The following is a 17,031-nucleotide window of genomic DNA, read 5'->3' on the forward strand; positions in this document are numbered from 1 at the left end:
CCATGGCCGCCACCTTCTACCCGCGCGCCGTCCGGCCGGTCGTCGTCCTCGCCGACGGCACAACCCGCCAGGCGGCCCGCGCCGGGCACATGGTGACCTTCCTGTTCCAGACCATCGCCGGCATCCCGCTGGTCTTGCGGCGTTATCCCCGCGAGTTCATGCGGTTGTTCTCCGACGTCACCTGGGGCAACGGGTCCATCGTGGTCGGTGGCGGCACCGCCGGGGTGGTGCTGGTGGTCGGCGCCGCCGGCGGCGCCGTGGTAGCCATCGAGGGCTACAACGCCCTGAGCCTGTTGGGCCTGGGGCCGGCGACCGGGCTGATCACCGCGCTGGCTTCGGTGCGGGAGCTCGCCCCGATGATGGCGGCACTCGCGTTCGCCATCCAGGCCGGCTGCCGATTCACCGCGCAGTTGGGCGCGATGCGCATCTCCGAGGAGATTGACGCGCTCGAGGCAGTCGCCATCCGGCCCATCCCCTACCTGGTCACCACCCGGGTGGTGGCCTCCGCGCTCGCGGTGGTGCCGCTGTTCGTCGCCTGTCTGTCGCTGAACTTCCTGGTCTGCCAGTTCGTGGTGTTCATGGCCAGCGGTCAGGCGTCGGGGACCTATCTGCACTATTTCGCCCTGATGCTCAGCGGCCGGGACATGGTGTTCGCGGTGATCAAGGTCGCGGTGTTCGTCGGGGTGATGTCGACGATCCAGTGCTACTACGGCTTCTACGCCACCGGGGGTCCGCAGGGGGTGGGCATCGCTGCGGGTCGCGCGATGCGCGCCAGCATCACGATCATGGTCGGCGTCAACATGCTGCTGACGATGGCGTTCTGGGGTATCGACGCCGGCGGAAGGTTGGGTGGGTAGTGCCCAACATCTTCGAGCCGGACGGCCGGGGTGCCTCGACCAGGACGCTGGCGCTGCGCGGCGTGGTGTTCCTGGCCGTGCTGTCGGTGGTCGGCGGCCTGCTGGTTGCCAAGTCTCAGGGTCTGCTCGACCGTCGGGTGCAGGTCACCGCGTTGTTGACCAGCGTCGGTGACGGGCTGCCACCCAAGTCCGACGTCAAATACCGCGGCGTGCTGGTCGGGATGGTCCGGAACGTGACCCCGGCGATCGGTGGCGGTCTCAACGTCGTCAACATCGACCTCGACCCGCAGTACGCCCGGTCGATCCCGGCCGCCGTCACCGCCCGCATCGTGCCCAGCAACGCCTTCGCGGTGTCCTCGGTCCAGCTGGTCGGCACCGGCGACGGCCGGCCGATCCGGTCCGGCGACACCGTCGGCGAGGACCGCTCACTGCCCGCGCAGCTGTTCCAGACCACGCTGGCCAAGCTGCGCGAACTGGTCTCGGCGCTGACCCGGCCCGACGGCGATCGCACGATCGGTCTGATCCGCGCCATCGCCGACGCCACCGCCGATCGCGGCCCGCAACTGACCTCCGCGGCAGGCGGACTCAACCGCATCGTCGCGGAGATGAACGACCTCAGCGTCGACACCGGCGAGCCGGCGATGCTGCAGACCTGGGACTCGGCGATCACCGCGCTGCGCGGTACCGCACCCGAGCTGGTCGACGCGCTGCACAATGCGGTGCTACCCATGCAGACGGTCGCCGAGCGGCAGGCTGACCTGTCCGCGCTGCTGACCGGCAGCCGCGACACGGTCGGCACGGTCGGCACCGCGTTGGAGAACCGCGCCGACCAGATGCTGGCGATCAGCACCCAGTTGACCCCGGTCCTCGGTGTGTTGGCGGATAATTCGGCGAAGTACCCGGCGATCGGGGTGTCGCTGAACAACGTGGTCGAGAAGTTCTTCGCCGAGCTGTGGACCCGTACCGGCAAGAAGTTGAGCTTCACGTTCAAGTTGGTGGTGGCACTCGCCCCGCTGCGCCTCTACACCCGGGCCGACTGCCCCGCCTACGGCGAGTTGCGCGGGGCCAGTTGCGACACCGCACCGGAGGTGGAGCCGGTCTTCGACTTCGCCGGCATGCCCGACATGCGTTCCTACCTCCCACCGCCCGGGATCTCCCTGCCACCGGAACCGGACACCGCGGCAGGAGTCGAGGCGCCGCAACCGGACACGGTGGCCGACGAGTTGCTGCTGACACCGCTGAACCCGCCACCACCGGCCCCCACCTTCGACCCGACGCCCGACGACGAGGCACCGGGGGGTACGCCGTGACCGCCTACCGTCGCCAGATCCTCTGGCTCGTCGTCTTTCTGGTGATCTGCCTGTCGCTGACGTGGACCATCCTGGTGACGCTGCGCCGCGAGGTGGCCGGCCCGGCTAACACCTACACCGCCGCGTTCACCGACGTGACCGGGTTGCGCGCCGGCTCCGACGTCCGCATCGCCGGGGTACGGGTGGGCCGGGTGGACTCGGTGGATCTCGAGGGCGAGCTCGCGGTGGCCCGATTCCGGGTGGAGCGCGGCCAACCGGTCTACGGCAACACCAAGGTCTCGGTGGTCTACCAGAACATCATCGGGCAGCGCTACCTGGCCTTGACGCTCGACGATTTCGGTGCACCCGAACAGCTGCCCGACGGCAGCCGCATCCCGGTCGAGCACACCGAGCCGTCGTTCGACGTCAGCAACCTGCTCAACGGCTTCGAGCCGCTGTTCACCCTGCTCGACCCGGCCAACCGGGGCAACCTGTCCAACGCACTGATCAAGGCCCTGCAGGGCGACGAGGGTTCGATGGCGGTGCTGATCAGCGAGACGTCGCGGCTCGCCCAATCGATCGCCGGCCCCGATCAGCTGCTCGGTTCGGTGATCGAGAGCCTGACCAAGGTCACCGAGAACCTCGCCGCTCAGGGCGGCAACCTGCAGACCACCCTGCGGCAGATGCGGGCGGTGGTCTCCGGGCTCAACGCCCACCGCGACGAGTTGGTCGTCTCGATCGGCTCGATTTCCACCGTGGTGGCGCAGCTGTCCGGGATCCTCGGCCGGGTCCAGCCCGACCTCAACGACCTGCTGGACCGGGAGCCCGGCCTACTGGCCACCCTGGTGGCCGACCGCGACCAGGTCGCCCGGCTCGGCGCGAACCTGCCCGCGGTGCTCAAGGGCCTGGCCCGCATCACCGGCGACAGCGCGGCGATGAGCGCGCAGGCCTGCGACTTCAACTTCACCCTGTTCAACTTCCTGAAACCGATTGTGCCCTCGATCATCAACGCGGCCACCCCGGGCGGTCAGCGTCAGTACTCGTCGATGTGCAGGTGAGGGCCGTGCAGGTGAGAAAGATGACCACGGAAGAACCGCGCCGTAAACGGGTCCTGGAGGACCTCAACACCGCCTGGCTGGGGACGATCTCGCTGCTGGTGCTGGTGGCGCTGATCGTCGCCACCACGCTGGTGAACTCCCTGCACCTGGGAAAGACCACCTATCGCGCCGAGTTCGGCCAGGTCGCCGGCGTCCGGGCCGGCGACCAGGTCAACATCGCCGGCGTCCCGGTCGGTGCGGTGAGCAGCACCGAGCTCGCCGGCGACCGGGTGGTGGTGACGATGAAGATCCGGCACGGTGTGGTGCTGGGCGCCGACACCACCGCCGCGATCAAGCTCACCACGATCCTGGGATCGCGCTACATCGACGTCAAGCCCCGCGGCGCCGATGCGCTACCCGATCGCCGGATCCCGCTCGCTCACACCAGCGTCCCCTACGACCTGCAAAAACTCCTCCAGGACTCGACCCGGACCTTCGAGGACGTCGACGCCGCCCAGTTCGCGAAGTCCATGGAGATCGTCTCGGCGCAATTGCAGGGGGTGCCGTCGATCCTGCCGGACGCCCTGACCAACGTGCACAACCTGGCCCAGATCGTCGCCGACCGCCGCGACCAGATCGGTGCGCTGTTGGACAGCACCGCCCAGGTCGCCGCGATGCTGGGCGGCCAGCGCAGCGATCTCGCCGCCCTGGTGCGCCAGGGCGACGAGCTGATCGGTGAGATCGTGGCCCGGCGGGACAGCGCGGTGCGGCTGCTGCAGGCCTCGACCGACCTGGTCACCGTCGTCCGCGACACCCTGGTGGACCGGCGTCCGCAGATCGACAAGCTCCTGACCGATCTGCGTGAGGTCACCGCGATGGTCGGCGACCACGACGAGTTGCTGCGCAACCTGTTCCAGGCCATGCCGTTGGCGATGCGCAACCTGGCCAACGCCACCGGCTCCGGGCCGTACCTGGACTTCCTGCTGCCCGGCGGGCTGATGGTCGATTCCTGGATGTGCGCCATCAGCGGCCGTGCGGAGCAATGGGAGTGGCCCGAGCGCTACCAGTACTTCAAGGACTGTGAATGAGACGACGGCTGCTCACCATCGGCGCGGCGCTGGCCGTGCTGCTCGCCGTGCTCGGCGCCGCCTACGGGTTCACCGGCTCCGGCGACACCCCTCCCCTGCGGATCACCGCGCACTTCGACAACGCCGTCGGACTGTACAAGGGCAATACCGTTGCGGTGCTGGGGATGCCGGTCGGCCAGGTCGACGAAATCACCTCGACCGACCGCGGTGTGCGGGTGGTGCTCAGCGTCGACGGCAACGTGCGGCTGCCCGCCGACGTGACCGCGGTGACCGTCGGCACCTCGATCCTCACCGACCGGCACGTCGAGTTGACCCCCGCCTACACCGACGGCCCCGTGCTGGAAGACGGGGCGGTGCTGGGCCCGGACCGCACCCGCACCCCCATCGAGTTCGACCGGGTGCTCGCGATGGTCGACAAGCTCGGTGGCGCCCTCGGCGGGGACGGTTCGGGGGGCGGGCCGATGGCCGATCTGCTCAACGCCTCCTCGGCGATCACCGCCACCAGCGGCCCGCAGATCAAGGAAGCCCTGGGCAAGCTGTCCGAGGCACTGCGGGTGGGCGCCGACGGCGGAGCGGCCACCGAGGAGAACATCACCACGATCATCGACAACGTCAGCACGCTGCTCGACGCGGCGGCGCAGAACGAGGAGCTGGTGCGCACGTTCGGCACCGACATCCGTCGTCTCAGCGACCTGCTGGCAGAGGAGAACATCGGTCGCGGCGGTACCGGCGCCCAGGTCAACGCCGTGCTCGAGCAGGTCGACACGTTGCTCACCGACCACGGTGCGGACATCAAGGCCACCGTGCAGAGCAGCGACAACCTCACCCGGGCGCTGGTGGACTACCGCCGCGAACTCGCCGAAGTGTTCAACGTGGCCCCGCTGGCCGTCGACAACGTCGCCAACGCGATGGACACCGACAACGGCATGCTGCGCGTCGGCGCACATTTCGACTCGGTGTTCTTCGACAGCTCGATGACCAAAGAGGTGTGCAACATCCTCGGGCTGCGCCAGCTCGGGTGCCGCACCGGCACGGTGCGGGACATGGGGCCCGACTTCGGAGTGACCCACGTCCTCGAGGGACTGACCCGGCTGGGGGAGAAATGACCGGTGCTCACCGGCGGTGGGCCCGCCGCTGGCTGTCACCGCTGCTGGCGGCCACGGTGCTGGTCGGCTGCTCGAAGGGCGTGGAGGACCTCCCGTTGCCCGCGCCGGGACTCGGCGGCTCCTCCTACCAGCTCAATGCGGTCTTCACCAACGCGTTGAACCTCCCCGACCGGGCCAAGGTCCGCGTCGGCGGCGCCGACGTCGGCGAGGTGGTGGCGATGCGCGCCGAGAACTACACCGCGGTGGTGCAGATGCAGATCATCGACGGGGTGCGGCTGCCGGTCGGCACCACCGCCGAACTGCGGTCGGCCACCCCGCTCGGCGACATCTTCGTCGCGCTGCACCCGCCCGACATCGGGGACGCGACCGCCCTGCGCGACGGCGACACGATCGCGCTGCCCCAAACCGTCGCCGCGGCCACCGTCGAGGACGTGCTCACCTCGACGTCGATGCTGGTCAACGGCGGCGTCGTGCGCAACCTGACCCGGGTCCTCAACGGCCTGGGCTCCGCGGTGGGCCCCGACGGGGAGGGGCTGGCCGCGATGATCCAGGAGTCCCGGCGGCTGGTGACCACCATGTCGGCGCGCTCCGACGAGATCCGCACCGTGCTCACCGGGGTGACCGAGCTGGCCGAGACCCTCGACGCCGACCGCACCGCGATCAACGAGGTGCTCGGATCGTCGGCGCCCGCCTTGGCGGTCATCGCCGACAACACCACCCAGATCGTCGACCTGATTCAGCGGATGAACGTGGTCACCGCCCAGTTGGAACGCTTCCCGTCCATCGCCGGAACCGACACCCGCAGCCTGGTCCGTGACCTCAATGCGCTGTCGGCCGCGTTCAACGACGCCGCACTCGATCCGCAGGTCAGCCTGGACAATCTGCTGCGGGTCATCCCGCCGGCACTGAAGTTCTTCTCCTCCAACGCCGCCCACTCCGACGTCGACCTGCAGCAGGTGGCGTTGGGGCACATCGAAGACCTCAACCACCTGGGTGACCCGGCCTTCCACGGCCCCAAGTGGACCGACTGGGACAACCTCGTCGGATCGCTGAAGTTCGTCTTGACCCAACTCGGCGACCGGGTGTGGGGGCCCGACCGCGGACAGGTATGGGGGCCGAAATGAGCGCCGCCCCCACTCGCCTGCTGCACCTGCCCGCCGCCGCGGCGGTGTGGGCGGCGCGCACGGCCTCAAGGAACAAGCTGCTGTTCTCCGCGCTCGCCCAGGTGGTCCTGGTCGTGATCGGCTCGATCTACCTGTTGTTCGGAGCGCTGCGCACCAATCCGATCGCCGCCCAGATGACCGTGCGGGTCCACCTCGAGGATTCCGGCGGGCTGCTGGCCGATCAGGACGTCACCCTCAACGGGATCCCGATCGGCCGGGTCAAGGCGGTGGAGATCACCGCCGACGGTGTGCAGGCCGTGGCCCAGATCGACGGGCACATCAAGATCCCGCGCGACGGCACCACCGTGCGGGTCTCGGCGCTGTCCCCGGCCGGGGAGCAGTACCTCGACTTCCAGCCCACCGGTGCGGTCGGGCCGCTGCTGACCGACGGCAGCGTGATCGATCAATCCGACACCACGACGCCGGTGCCGCTGTGGCGGCTGCTCGACAACATCGAAGGCCTGCTCGCCCAGACCGATCCGGCGCAACTCGAGCAGGTCATGGGCGAGTTGGGGGTCAGCGCCGAGGGGCCGCAGAAGCTACGGGATCTGTTGGCCGGCGGCCAGATGCTGATCTCCACCCTCGACGGGGTGTTGCCGCAGACCGTGACCCTGCTGCGCAGCAGCCGCCCGGTGTTCAAGATCTTCGACGACTCCTCGGCCGGGCTGAGCCGCCTCGCCGACAACCTCGGCGGGACCCTGAGCGGGATCAGCGCCAAGGACGACGGAATCCGGCGGCTGCTCGATCAGACACCGCGCCTGCTCGACACCGCCGACGGGGTCATCGATGAGAACTCCGCGACCATGGTGCAGCTGCTGGGGAATCTGACCACCGTGGCGCAGCTGTCCTATGTGCGGGTGCCGGCGTTGGCGCATCTGTTCCGCGACGACCGGCCCTCGGTGCTCGACGGGGTGGCGTCGCTGATGCACGACGGCGGGATCTGGGCGATCGCCGACATCTACCCGCGCTACTTCTGTGACTATCCGCACCCGCGCGACGTGCCGTTCATCCCGAACTATCCCGAGCCGTACATGTACACCTACTGCCTCAACGACGATCCCGGCGTGTTGGTGCGCGGTGCCCGCAACGCTCCGGCGCCCGCGGACGGGATCGACACCGCCGGACCGCCGCCCGGGCTGGACACGCTGCAGCGCACCGATCCGACCCCGTCCGGGCCCTACACCATCGACCTGCCCTACGGCGGCCCGCCGATGCCGCCGGAGTCAGAACCCCAACGCCAGGGCGGCCCCTATTAAACCGAAACAGGAGGTTCGTGATGACCGGTAAGGCTTCCGCCACCGTCGAACGCGACACGGGTACCGAACTCGACGCGCTCGAAGCCCTCACCGCCGATGAATTCGACGCCGACGATTCCGGTGGCGACCAGCGTGGAGGCGACACCGTCGCCGTCGGGGAGGACCCGCAGAGCGCGCCGACGCGCCGACGCCGCCTGCAGCTACGCGCCGCCGTCGGTGCCGCGGCGGCACTCATCATCGGCCTCGGTGGGCTCAGCGGCTACCTGGGCTGGCAGTACCACGACGTGCGGGCGGTGCAGGCCGCCGCCGAACAGGCGCGTCAGGCCGCCGAGAGCTACGCGGTGACGCTGACCTCGATCGACACCCGCGACCTCGACGCCAACTTCGATGCGGTGCTCGACGGCGCGACCGGCGAGTTCCGCGAGATCTATCAGACCTCGAGCGCCAAACTGCGCCAACTGCTCATCGACAATCAGGCCGCCGGGCGCGGGGTGGTGCTCGACTCGGCGATCCAATCGGCCGGCAAGGACGAGGTGAAGGTGTTGCTGTTCGTCGACCAGACCGTCTCCAACACCGAGGTGCCCGACCCGCGGGTGGACCGCAGTCGGATCGCGATGACCATGCAACGCGTCGACGGCCGGTGGAAGGCCAGTGAGGTGGAACTGCCGTGAACGCAACCCAGACCGTCACCGGTCCGGTCACCGCCCTGCGGGACGACTGGATCATGCGCTCGATGCTGAGCCGGGTGGGCGACATCCCCGAGACCGTGCTGCTGCCGATGCTGCGGCTGGTCGCCGACGATCGCACAGCGGTCGACGACGGCTGGGCCGCCGTCATCGCCGAACGGAAACCGAACCGGCTGTTCGAGTCCCCCCGCAAGTCGTGGCAGCGCCGCTACGGTCAGTTCGTCTACGAACTGGAATGGGCCAGCAGCGAACTGGTGCGGTTCCTGCCCTACGCCGATGTGGAGGAGCTGGTCTCCTCGACCGTGGCCACCCGACTGCGCCGATGGCTGCGCTATCTGCTGCCGATGTTCAACGCGGTCCGTTTGGTCCCGCCGGGCCTGCACCCCACCGTGATGGACACCGGTGTCGGGGTGGCGACGTTTCTGGTCGGCCCGATCCACCGCACCGGGGTGGAGGCCGACGGTACCGTCGTCTATGAGATCCCCGAATGCGCGATGCACACCTCGGTGGGAACCAATTCGCCGCAGGAGAATTCGTGCCTGATGGCGTGCAAGGCGGCCTGCGAGAAGGTGTTCGACGCCAACTCGGCGATGCCGCTGGAGTTCGACCCCCATCTGCCCGGACTCTCCTGCACCCTGCGGGTGCGTCCGGCCGGCCCGCCCGCCCCCGACCACCAGTAAAGGACGATCCGTGACCAACACCGATGAAGCCGGCCGCGACTTCGCCGCCTACACCCCGCTCTACGAGGAGTACGACTACCTCATCGACGACACCGAGGGCGCACTGCCCGCCGACCTGGAGGGCACGCTGTACCGCAACGGCGCAGGCAAACTCGACGCCGGCGGGCAGACGCTGGGCCACCTGTTCGACGGTGACGGCATGCTGTCGATGTTCGCCATGTCCGACGGCAAGGTGCACTACCGCAACCGCTACGTGCGCACCAAGCACTACCGCAAGTCGCTGACCTCCCGCGGCGCCCCGTACCGGGCGCTCGGAACCATGCGTCCCGGCGGGCTGATCGCCAACGCCCTGCGGTTCCCCGCCAATGTCGCCAACACCGGCGTGGTGATGCACGCCGGGAAACTGCTCGCGCTGTGGGAGGGCGGCCCACCCACCGAGATCGACCCGGACACGCTCGACACCGTCGGCGTGCACAACTTCGACGGCGAACTGAAGTGGATCGGGGCGTTCTCCGCGCACCCGAAATGGGACCCCGAGACCGGGGACATGTTCAACTTCGGGCTGGCGATGGTGCCGTTCCCCAAACTGGCGTGCTACCGGGTGGACCGGGCCGGCAAGCTGCACCGGCTGGGCCAGTTGAACCTGCCGCTGGCGCGGTTCAACCACGACATGGGGCTGACCAAGAAACACGTGGTGTTCGCGATCCCGCCGCTGGTGTTCCCCACCACCAAACTGCTCGGCGCCGGCCTGGGGTTCCGCAACTTCATCGACGCCATCGAGTACGACCCCGGCCAGGGCACGATGATCGGTCTGGTCCCCCGCGACGGCGGCAAGCCCCGGGTGATCTACACCGACCCGCTGCTGCACCTGCACCTGGCCAACACCTACGAGGACGGCTCGGACACCGTGGTGGAACTGGTCCACTACGACGCCTCCTGGGAGGAGCTCAACGGTCAGCTCTCCACCTTGAGCACCGATACGGCCGGGGAGATCGGCTCCTACGGCGGTACGTTGCTGCGGCTGCGGATCACCCCGTCGGACAAGGTGATCCATGAACCGATCACCGACCTGGTCGGCGAGTTCCCGTCGTTCAACATCCGGCGGACCGGCAAGCCCAACCGCTACACCTACCTGTCGGCCGACGCTGACGGCAGCGCCTACCCGAACGCGGTGGCCAAGCTCGACAACACCACCGGCAAGACCATCGTCCACCAGTTCCCCTACGGCCACCAGCCGCACGAGGCGGTGTTCGCCGCCCGCCCGGGAGCCACCGCCGAGGACGACGGATGGTTGCTGATCACCACCCAGGACGGGGTGAACAACCGGGCCAGCCTGGTCGTTCTCGACGCCCAGGACGTGGCGGCCGGGCCGGTGTTCACCGGGCGGCTGCGGCACCATCTGCCGCTGACCTTCCACGGCAGCTACACACCGCGGGTGGCCCGGCCCACCGGTTGAGCCGGTGGCCGCCCCGGTTCGCCCCGGTCAGCCCATGATCGGGGCGAACTCCGGGGCGATCAGGTCGGCGACCGCATCCCAGGGCACGGTGATCACCGCCAGGCCGCGGCCGAACTGGTAGTCCGGGAAGTGCAGTTCGATGCCGCCGTCGGTGGGGATCCAGTATTTGAAGTTGACGTCGATCGGTGCCACCTCGTTGCCGAACTGCCAGGTGCCCGGATGCTTCGGCGGCGCGTAGACCGTGGGCAGGATCGCGACCGTCTGGTCCGCCAACCGCACCAGACCGGCCTTCTTGTCGGTGAAAAGATTGTCCCAGGTGATCAATACTCCGCTGCGTTTATCGAATACCCGGGTGGCGACGGCATGAAATGGCATATTCGGCATATCGGTGCTGTATTCGCCGACAAATAATTCCGAGACGGTGATCGGTCCGAAAAACGGCGTGCCGGTCGAATGGAAGGTCCAGGGCTGGGTCTTGGTCGCGCTGGGCTCGTAGGTGGCGACCTGACCGCGCGCCTCCGCGTCGATGATGTCGTTGATGGCGGCGACCACCGACGGGTCTCCCCCTGTGATTCTTTGGTAGTCAACGCTCCACTGGCCCAACCTATCCGGGCTTGTACCCGAAATCGAGGACGGGACCGTCCGGAGGTCTTCGGCCGCTGCGGCGCCGGCACCGAAGAGGTAGGCGGTGAGGGTCAGCACCGCCACCCCGATCCGTGTCCAGGTGTTCACGCTCTCCCCCTTTTTCGGCAACCGTGTTCCGTTCGAATATATCGGAGCGGTAGTATTCCGCGCATGAGAATCGGCGTGCAATTATCGTATTCCGGCGGCTTCAAGGAAACGGTCGACCAGGTTGTCGAGTTGGAGAAAGTCGGCCTGGACATCGTGTTGGTCGCCGAGGCGTATTCCTACGACGCGATCAGCCAGCTGGGCTACCTGGCGGCCAAGACCGACCGCGTCGAACTGGGGTCGGGGGTGGTGCCGATCTACATCCGCACGCCGTCGCTGCTGGCGATGACCGCGGCCGGACTGGACTACGTCTCCGACGGTCGGTTCCGCCTCGGCATCGGCACTTCGGGACCGCAGGTGATGGAAGGCTTCCACGGTGTGCCGTTCGACGCCCCCCTCGGTCGCACCCGGGAAGTGGTGGAGATCTGCCGGAAGGTATGGCGGCGCGAAGACCTGCACCACGACGGCGCCCACTATCAGATCCCGCTGCCCGCCGGCGAGGGCACCGGTTTGGGTAAGCCGCTGCACCTTATCAATCACCCGGTGCGCGAACGGATCCCGATCTCGATCGCGGCGCTGGGACCGAAGAACGTCGCGTTGACCGCGGAGATCGCCGAGGGCTGGCAACCGGTGTTCTTCCACCCGGAGAAGGCGATGGATGTCTGGGGCGAGGCGCTGGCCGCCGGGCAGGCCAAGCGGGATCCGGCGCTGGGCCCACTGGACGTGATGGTGGGGGCATCGCTGGCCATCGGCGATGACGTCGAGGAGCGGATCGCCTGGGCCAAGCCGATACTCGCGCTCTACCTGGGTGGGATGGGTGCCAAGGGCCGCAATTTCTACCACAGCCTGGCCACTCGGTACGGCTACGGTCCGGCAGCCGACCGGATCCAGGAGCTGTACCTGTCCGGGCGGAAGCAGGAGGCGATCGCCGCGGTGCCCGACGAATTGGTGCGCGCGGTCTCGCTGATCGGTCCCCGCGGGTTCGTCGCCGAGCGGGTGGCCGCGTTCGCGGCGGCGGGGGTGACGACGCTGCTGGTGGGTCCGGTGACCGGCGACCCACGCGAGTACGTGCGCTACGTCGAGCAGTTGCGCGAACTGCTGCCCTGACCGGCCGCGCCGCGCCCTCAGGCCCCGGCCTGGGGCAGTTCGTCGGCGGCGGTCTGGCACGGCGTTCGCAGATCGGTCCCCGCGGTTTCCGGCCCGGCCGGTGCCGGTCGGTTCGACAGTGGGTCGGTCGACGGCGGCGGTTCGGTTTCCGGTGGGGTCGGCGGCCCGTCGGCCGGGGGTGCCACCGGCACGGGGTCGACCGGTGGGCCGCCCGCCGGTTCGGGTGGGCCCGGTTCACCGGTGTCGGCCGGCGTGGCCGGCGCGGTGTCGGTGTCGGTGTCGGTGTCGAGGACGGTGCCGGGGTGGCCGGGTTCGGCGGCCCGGTCGTCCTCCCCCGGATCGGGGCGCACCGCCTCGGGATCGTCGGCGCCCGGGTCGGGGTCCTCTGCGTCCGGGCCGGGGTCGTCATCCTTGCCCGGATCGCCCGGATCGGGTCCGGGGGCTCCGGTGGCCCCGAACAGCGCCGCCAGGCTCGCGCCGAGCAAGCGGCCCAGCATCGGCAGGATGCCGGGGCCGGCGACACCGGCCGATGCGCCGTCACCGGTCCACCCGGCCGCCGGATCGGCCCACCCCGGAGCCTGGGCGGCCACCGGGTCGGCGGGCGCCGCGGATCCCGCGGGCGCGGCGGTGGGTGGCGCGGCCGTGTCGGGCGCCGCCACCGGCGCACCGGCGAACGGTGCCGGTTCGGCCGAGAACGCGGGCGGCCGGTCGGCCACCGGCCACGATGCGGCGACCGCCGCGATCGGGTCCGGCTCAGCCGGGGCGACGCCCGGCAGGGCGAAGCCGGCGGCGCCGGTCGCGACGATCCGGTCGAGGGCACGGCGGTAGCCGTCGGCGATGGCGGTGCGTGCCTCGTGCATCGCGGCGGCCCAGTCGGTGCCGATCTCGGTCTGCAGGTAGCCGGTGATCTCGCCGGCCACCACCTCCTCGGCCCGCCGGTCACCGGGACCGTGGACCACCGCATCGGCCGCGGCGAGCCAGACCGGTCGACGGTCCGCGAAGCGGTCATCGATCGCCGCCGCGGCGTCGGCCTTGGCGGCGACCGCCATCCCGAGCCCGTCCCGTAGGGCGGCGCAGGCCGCGGCGGCGGCCCGCATCGCCTCCGCCACCTGCTGGGCGGCCTCGCGGTGCCGCCGCAGGAAGCCCGTCACGGCCTGCGCGGCCGGACCCGACCACGCCCCGGCCAGTTCGGCGGCCAGCCGCCGTTCGGTGGCGACCGCGTCGTCGGCGACCGCCGCCGCCGACCACAGCAGTGCGCAGTCCCGGTCGAGTGCGGCCAGGTCCAGGCCGTCCTCGCGGTCGTACTCGTCGAGTAGCCGCCGGTCGTGGCCGGTCAGGTCCGGATGCCGGTAGCCCAGCCGGGCCGCCGCCGACACGTAACGCTGGGTGTGTGCGACCGCCCGGCGGCCGCGCTCCAGCAGCGCGCCTGCCGGTGTCACGGTCACCGGGTCAGCCGAGCCGTGCCGCGCACCGTGACTCGGCGTCGGTGTAGCGGTCCGCCGTCGCGCGCAGGGTCAGCGCGATCTCGTTGACCGCCCGCGACCACCGGTGCAGGCTCGCGCCGAGGCGGTCCAGCTCGGTGCGAAGCGCGTCACCGTCGGCGCCGTGCGCCCGGCCCGCGCGGGAGCCGTCGAAGCTCAGCCCGGTTCGGTGCCGGTGCGCCGCAGCCGCCAGGGCCTGCCCGTGGGCGGCGAAGCGGTCGGCCACCCCGCGCACCGCGGCGGTGTAGAATCGGACACCGGTGTCGATCGGAGGTTCTGCCATACCGGTAGGACCGCCGCGCGCCGCGTGCGGTTCCCGGTCAGTGCTGGGCGGCGACGACGTCGGCGACCCGGCCGGCGACGCGGTGGGCGGTGTCCTCGTCGGCCGCCTCCACCATGACCCGCACCAGTTGTTCGGTTCCGGAGGGCCGCAACAGGATCCGCCCGGTCTCCCCGAGTTCGCCCTCGGCCTCCTCGACCGCGTCACGGACCGCCGGGGCGGCCGCGACGGTGGCCTTGTCGGCCACCTCGACGTTGATCAGCACCTGTGGCAGGGTGCGCATCGCGGCCGCCAGCTCGGCCAGCGCGGCGCCGGTCTGCGCCATCCGCGACATCAGGCTCAACCCGGTGATGATGCCGTCACCGGTGCTGACCAACCCGGGCAGCACGATGTGCCCGGATTGTTCACCGCCGAGGCTGTAGCCGCCGGCCCGCAGTTCCTCGAGGACGTAGCGGTCGCCGACGGCGGTGGTGCGCACGGTGATTCCGGCGTCGCGCATCGCCAGGTGCAGGCCCAGGTTGCTCATCACGGTGGCGACCAGGGTGTCCGCGGCCAGCGTGCCGGCTTCCTGCATCGCCAGGGCCAGCACCGCCATGATCGCGTCGCCGTCGACCACGGCGCCGGTGGCGTCCACGGCCAAGCAGCGGTCGGCGTCACCGTCGTGGGCGATGCCCAGGTCGGCGTCGTGCTCGCGCACCGCGTCGCGCAGCGGGTCCAGGTGGGTCGATCCGCATCGGTCGTTGATGTTGAGCCCGTCGGGGTCGGCGTTGATCGCGACGACCTTCGCCCCGGCGGCGTGGTAGGCGCGCGGGGCGGCCACCGACGCCGCGCCGTGCGAGCAGTCCACGACCACGGTCAGACCGCTCAGGTCGGCGGTGGCCGCCGCGGCGACCCGGCCGAGGTAGCGGTCCATCGCGTCGGCCGCGTCCCGGACCCGGCCCACCTGCGCACCGACCGGCCGCAACCCGGGTCCGGCCGCCACCTGCTCCTCGATACGGTCCTCGGCGGCGTCGTCGAGCTTCTGCCCGCCCGCGCCGAAGATCTTGATGCCGTTGTCGGGCATCGGGTTGTGCGAAGCGGAGATCATCACGCCGAGCGCGGCGTCGTAGGCGTCGGTGAGGTAGGCCACCGCCGGGGTGGGCAGCACCCCGACCCGCAGGGTGTCGACACCCTGGCTGGTCAGACCGGCGATGACGGCGGCTTCGAGCATCTCGCCGCTGGCCCGCGGGTCGCGGCCCACCACCGCCACCGGCCGGCCGTCGGTGACGGCCAACTGGTGGGCGGCGGCGGCTCCGAGAGCCAGTGCGAGTTCCGCGGTCAGTTCGCGGTTGGCGACCCCACGGACACCGTCGGTGCCGAAAAGGCGACCCATGGCAGGTCAGCGCTTGCTGTACTGCGGCGCCTTGCGGGCCTTCTTCAAGCCGTACTTCTTGCGTTCGATCTCCCGCGGGTCACGGGTGAGGAAGCCGGCCTTCTTCAGCACCGGCCGGTCCTCCGGGGAGACCAGGATCAGCGCCCGGGCGATGGCCAGGCGCAGCGCGCCGGCCTGGCCGGACGGGCCGCCGCCGTCGAGGTGGGCGTAGATGTCCACGCTGTCGGCGCGGTCCACGGCCACCAGCGGCGCCTTGATCTGCTGCTGGTGGACCTTGTTGGGGAAGTAGTTCTCCAGCGATCTGCCGTCGAGTTCGAACTTGCCGGTGCCGGGCACCAGGCGAACCCGGGCGACGGCTTCCTTGCGCCGGCCCACGGTCTGGATGAGGCCCTCGATCACGACCGGCTCGCGCGGGGTGTCGGCGGCGGTCTCGGCGGGCTGGGTTTCGGGGTTGTCGGCCACCGGCTGGTTGGTCGGCTCGGTCACTGGGTCACCTGCTTGATCTCGTACGGAACCGGCTGCTGGGCGGCGTGCGGGTGCTCGGGCCCGGCGTAGACGCGCAGCTTGGTCTTGATCTGGCGGCCCAGCCGGTTCTTCGGCAGCATCCCGACGATCGCCTTCTCCACGACCCGCTCGGGGTGTTTGTCCATCAGGTCGGCGACGGTGCGCTTGCGCAGCCCGCCCGGGTAACCCGAGTGCCGGTAGACCAGCGTGCGCTTGGGCTTGTCGCTGCTGATGGCGACCTTGTCGGCGTTGATGACGATGACGAAGTCGCCACCGTCGACGTTCGGCGTGAACGTCGGCTTGTGCTTGCCGCGCAGCAGCGTCGCCGCCGCGGAGGCCAGCCGGCCGAGCACCACGTCAGTGGCGTCGATGACATGCCACGCGCGCGTGGTGTCACCGGCCTTCGGCGTGTAAGTGGGCACAGCGCTTACTCGACTTTCTCTCGGGTTGATCCCGGGGTGCCCCGGGTGCCGGTCCGGCGTGAGCGGCGAGGATGGTCTCGGCGACCGACATCGACCCGAGGATCCGTGCTGACCGCACGCCAGCGAAGGAGCTTACCGGCCGCTGTCCGCGCTGGTCAAAATCGGGGTGACGGTGTGGCCCCGGCCGCTCCCCAACATCGGGGCCACACCATGCTCCCCGGTCAGCGGCGCCAGGAATTCGCCGCCTGCCGGTCGGTGTGGGCCAGCTCGCCGGCCCCGTCCCGTACCGCGTTGCCCAGCTCGACCAGGATGTCGTTGAGCGCGGCGGCCGCCCGGTGCCAACGGTGCTGCTCGTCGCGGTAGGCGGTGGCGGCTTCGCGGGTCCAGGTCTGCAGCAGCGGCGCGATCTGCCTGCTCAGGTCCTGCAACGCGCCGGCGATCCGCGCCGAGGTGGCCTGGATGTCGCGGCGGATGAGGTCGTCCATCGCGTCGAAGCGGTAGGACAGGACGTGTTCCAT

Annotated in this window: 18 protein-coding genes; 11 read left to right on the forward strand and 7 right to left on the reverse strand. The window is 70.1% G+C overall.

All coding sequences use genetic code 11. From position 1 onward, the window contains the following. The first annotated feature begins 2 nt into the window (after window positions 1-2). Genes AWC30_RS12705 through AWC30_RS12750 form a run of 10 tightly spaced genes read left to right on the forward strand, consistent with a single transcriptional unit; the run spans window position 3 to window position 10,618 of the window. Window positions 3-857 carry an ABC transporter permease gene (locus AWC30_RS12705; RefSeq protein WP_085110591.1) on the forward strand — a complete coding sequence of 285 codons (855 nt, stop codon included), beginning with the start codon at window positions 3-5 and terminating at the stop codon, window positions 855-857. Further along, the gene (locus tag AWC30_RS12710; protein WP_165756482.1) at window positions 857-2,167 is read left to right on the forward strand and encodes an MlaD family protein; all 1,311 of its coding nucleotides are present in this window, start codon (window positions 857-859) and stop codon (window positions 2,165-2,167) included. The genes AWC30_RS12705 and AWC30_RS12710 overlap by 1 nt, the downstream gene beginning before the upstream one ends. Beyond that, on the forward strand, window positions 2,164-3,204 hold the full coding sequence (locus AWC30_RS12715) for an MCE family protein (protein WP_085110593.1): 1,041 nt from the start codon (window positions 2,164-2,166) through the stop codon (window positions 3,202-3,204). The genes AWC30_RS12710 and AWC30_RS12715 overlap by 4 nt, the downstream gene beginning before the upstream one ends. 20 nt (window positions 3,205-3,224) lie before the next feature. Continuing rightward, window positions 3,225-4,271 (forward strand): MCE family protein, encoded by a 1,047-nt coding sequence (locus AWC30_RS12720; protein WP_085110594.1) that lies wholly within the window; start codon window positions 3,225-3,227, stop codon window positions 4,269-4,271. After that, window positions 4,268-5,377 (forward strand): MCE family protein, encoded by a 1,110-nt coding sequence (locus tag AWC30_RS12725; RefSeq protein WP_085110595.1) that lies wholly within the window; start codon window positions 4,268-4,270, stop codon window positions 5,375-5,377. The genes AWC30_RS12720 and AWC30_RS12725 overlap by 4 nt, the downstream gene beginning before the upstream one ends. Beyond that, window positions 5,374-6,501 (forward strand): MlaD family protein, encoded by a 1,128-nt coding sequence (locus tag AWC30_RS12730; RefSeq protein ID WP_085110596.1) that lies wholly within the window; start codon window positions 5,374-5,376, stop codon window positions 6,499-6,501. The genes AWC30_RS12725 and AWC30_RS12730 overlap by 4 nt, the downstream gene beginning before the upstream one ends. Next, a complete protein-coding gene (locus tag AWC30_RS12735) occupies window positions 6,498-7,796 on the forward strand; it encodes an MlaD family protein (RefSeq protein WP_085110597.1) in 1,299 nt (432 codons plus the stop codon). The genes AWC30_RS12730 and AWC30_RS12735 overlap by 4 nt, the downstream gene beginning before the upstream one ends. Window positions 7,797-7,816: 20 nt before the next feature. Further along, window positions 7,817-8,467, forward strand: a complete 651-nt coding sequence (locus AWC30_RS12740; RefSeq protein ID WP_085110598.1) for an Rv1363c family protein — start codon at window positions 7,817-7,819, stop codon at window positions 8,465-8,467. After that, a complete protein-coding gene (locus tag AWC30_RS12745; RefSeq protein ID WP_085110599.1) occupies window positions 8,464-9,162 on the forward strand; it encodes a hypothetical protein in 699 nt (232 codons plus the stop codon). Before AWC30_RS12740 ends, AWC30_RS12745 begins: the two co-directional genes overlap by 4 nt. A gap of 10 nt (window positions 9,163-9,172) precedes the next feature. Then, window positions 9,173-10,618 (forward strand): carotenoid oxygenase family protein, encoded by a 1,446-nt coding sequence (locus AWC30_RS12750; RefSeq protein WP_085110600.1) that lies wholly within the window; start codon window positions 9,173-9,175, stop codon window positions 10,616-10,618. A gap of 27 nt (window positions 10,619-10,645) precedes the next feature. Here AWC30_RS12750 and AWC30_RS12755 read toward each other — a convergent pair whose 3' ends face one another. Continuing rightward, a complete protein-coding gene (locus AWC30_RS12755; protein ID WP_234808072.1) occupies window positions 10,646-11,350 on the reverse strand; it encodes a DUF3298 domain-containing protein in 705 nt (234 codons plus the stop codon). A 63-nt stretch (window positions 11,351-11,413) separates the two neighbouring features. Between AWC30_RS12755 and AWC30_RS12760 the strand changes: the two genes are divergently transcribed. Then, window positions 11,414-12,454, forward strand: coding sequence for an LLM class F420-dependent oxidoreductase (locus AWC30_RS12760; protein WP_085110601.1), 1,041 nt, complete (start codon window positions 11,414-11,416; stop codon window positions 12,452-12,454). A gap of 17 nt (window positions 12,455-12,471) precedes the next feature. On the opposite strand, the gene AWC30_RS12765 is transcribed toward AWC30_RS12760, so the two are convergent. The 6 genes from AWC30_RS12765 to AWC30_RS12790 form a co-directional block, all read right to left on the reverse strand. Continuing rightward, on the reverse strand, window positions 12,472-13,899 hold the full coding sequence (locus tag AWC30_RS12765; RefSeq protein WP_085110602.1) for a hypothetical protein: 1,428 nt from the start codon (window positions 13,897-13,899) through the stop codon (window positions 12,472-12,474). Window positions 13,900-13,903: 4 nt separating this feature from the next. Further along, a complete protein-coding gene (locus tag AWC30_RS12770; protein ID WP_085110603.1) occupies window positions 13,904-14,218 on the reverse strand; it encodes a type VII secretion target in 315 nt (104 codons plus the stop codon). 37 nt (window positions 14,219-14,255) lie between these two features. Next, window positions 14,256-15,587, reverse strand: a complete 1,332-nt coding sequence (gene glmM, locus AWC30_RS12775; protein ID WP_085110604.1) for a phosphoglucosamine mutase — start codon at window positions 15,585-15,587, stop codon at window positions 14,256-14,258. 6 nt (window positions 15,588-15,593) lie between these two features. Then, window positions 15,594-16,049 carry a 30S ribosomal protein S9 gene (rpsI, locus tag AWC30_RS12780; protein WP_085110655.1) on the reverse strand — a complete coding sequence of 152 codons (456 nt, stop codon included), beginning with the start codon at window positions 16,047-16,049 and terminating at the stop codon, window positions 15,594-15,596. A 20-nt stretch (window positions 16,050-16,069) separates the two neighbouring features. After that, window positions 16,070-16,513, reverse strand: coding sequence for a 50S ribosomal protein L13 (gene rplM / locus AWC30_RS12785; RefSeq protein ID WP_085110605.1), 444 nt, complete (start codon window positions 16,511-16,513; stop codon window positions 16,070-16,072). Between the two features lie 221 nt (window positions 16,514-16,734). Further along, window positions 16,735-17,031 (reverse strand): WXG100 family type VII secretion target, encoded by a 297-nt coding sequence (locus tag AWC30_RS12790; protein ID WP_085110606.1) that lies wholly within the window; start codon window positions 17,029-17,031, stop codon window positions 16,735-16,737.

Origin of the sequence: Mycolicibacillus trivialis (genome assembly GCF_002102395.1) — a bacterium.
Taxonomy (GTDB): domain Bacteria; phylum Actinomycetota; class Actinomycetes; order Mycobacteriales; family Mycobacteriaceae; genus Mycobacterium; species Mycobacterium triviale.

Bases quoted from the DNA above. Each gene is read 5' to 3' on its own strand.
- AWC30_RS12705 (WP_085110591.1), top strand. From the start codon at position 3: ATGGCCGCCACCTTCTACCCGCGCGCCGTCCGGCCGGTCGTCGTCCTC.
- AWC30_RS12720 (WP_085110594.1), top strand. From the start codon at position 3,225: ATGACCACGGAAGAACCGCGCCGTAAACGGGTCCTGGAGGACCTCAAC.
- AWC30_RS12725 (WP_085110595.1), top strand. From the start codon at position 4,268: ATGAGACGACGGCTGCTCACCATCGGCGCGGCGCTGGCCGTGCTGCTC.
- AWC30_RS12730 (WP_085110596.1), top strand. From the start codon at position 5,374: ATGACCGGTGCTCACCGGCGGTGGGCCCGCCGCTGGCTGTCACCGCTG.
- AWC30_RS12735 (WP_085110597.1), top strand. From the start codon at position 6,498: ATGAGCGCCGCCCCCACTCGCCTGCTGCACCTGCCCGCCGCCGCGGCG.
- AWC30_RS12740 (WP_085110598.1), top strand. From the start codon at position 7,817: ATGACCGGTAAGGCTTCCGCCACCGTCGAACGCGACACGGGTACCGAA.
- AWC30_RS12760 (WP_085110601.1), top strand. From the start codon at position 11,414: ATGAGAATCGGCGTGCAATTATCGTATTCCGGCGGCTTCAAGGAAACG.
- AWC30_RS12770 (WP_085110603.1), bottom strand. From the start codon at position 14,218: ATGGCAGAACCTCCGATCGACACCGGTGTCCGATTCTACACCGCCGCG.
- glmM (WP_085110604.1), bottom strand. From the start codon at position 15,587: ATGGGTCGCCTTTTCGGCACCGACGGTGTCCGTGGGGTCGCCAACCGC.
- AWC30_RS12790 (WP_085110606.1), bottom strand. From the start codon at position 17,031: ATGGAACACGTCCTGTCCTACCGCTTCGACGCGATGGACGACCTCATC.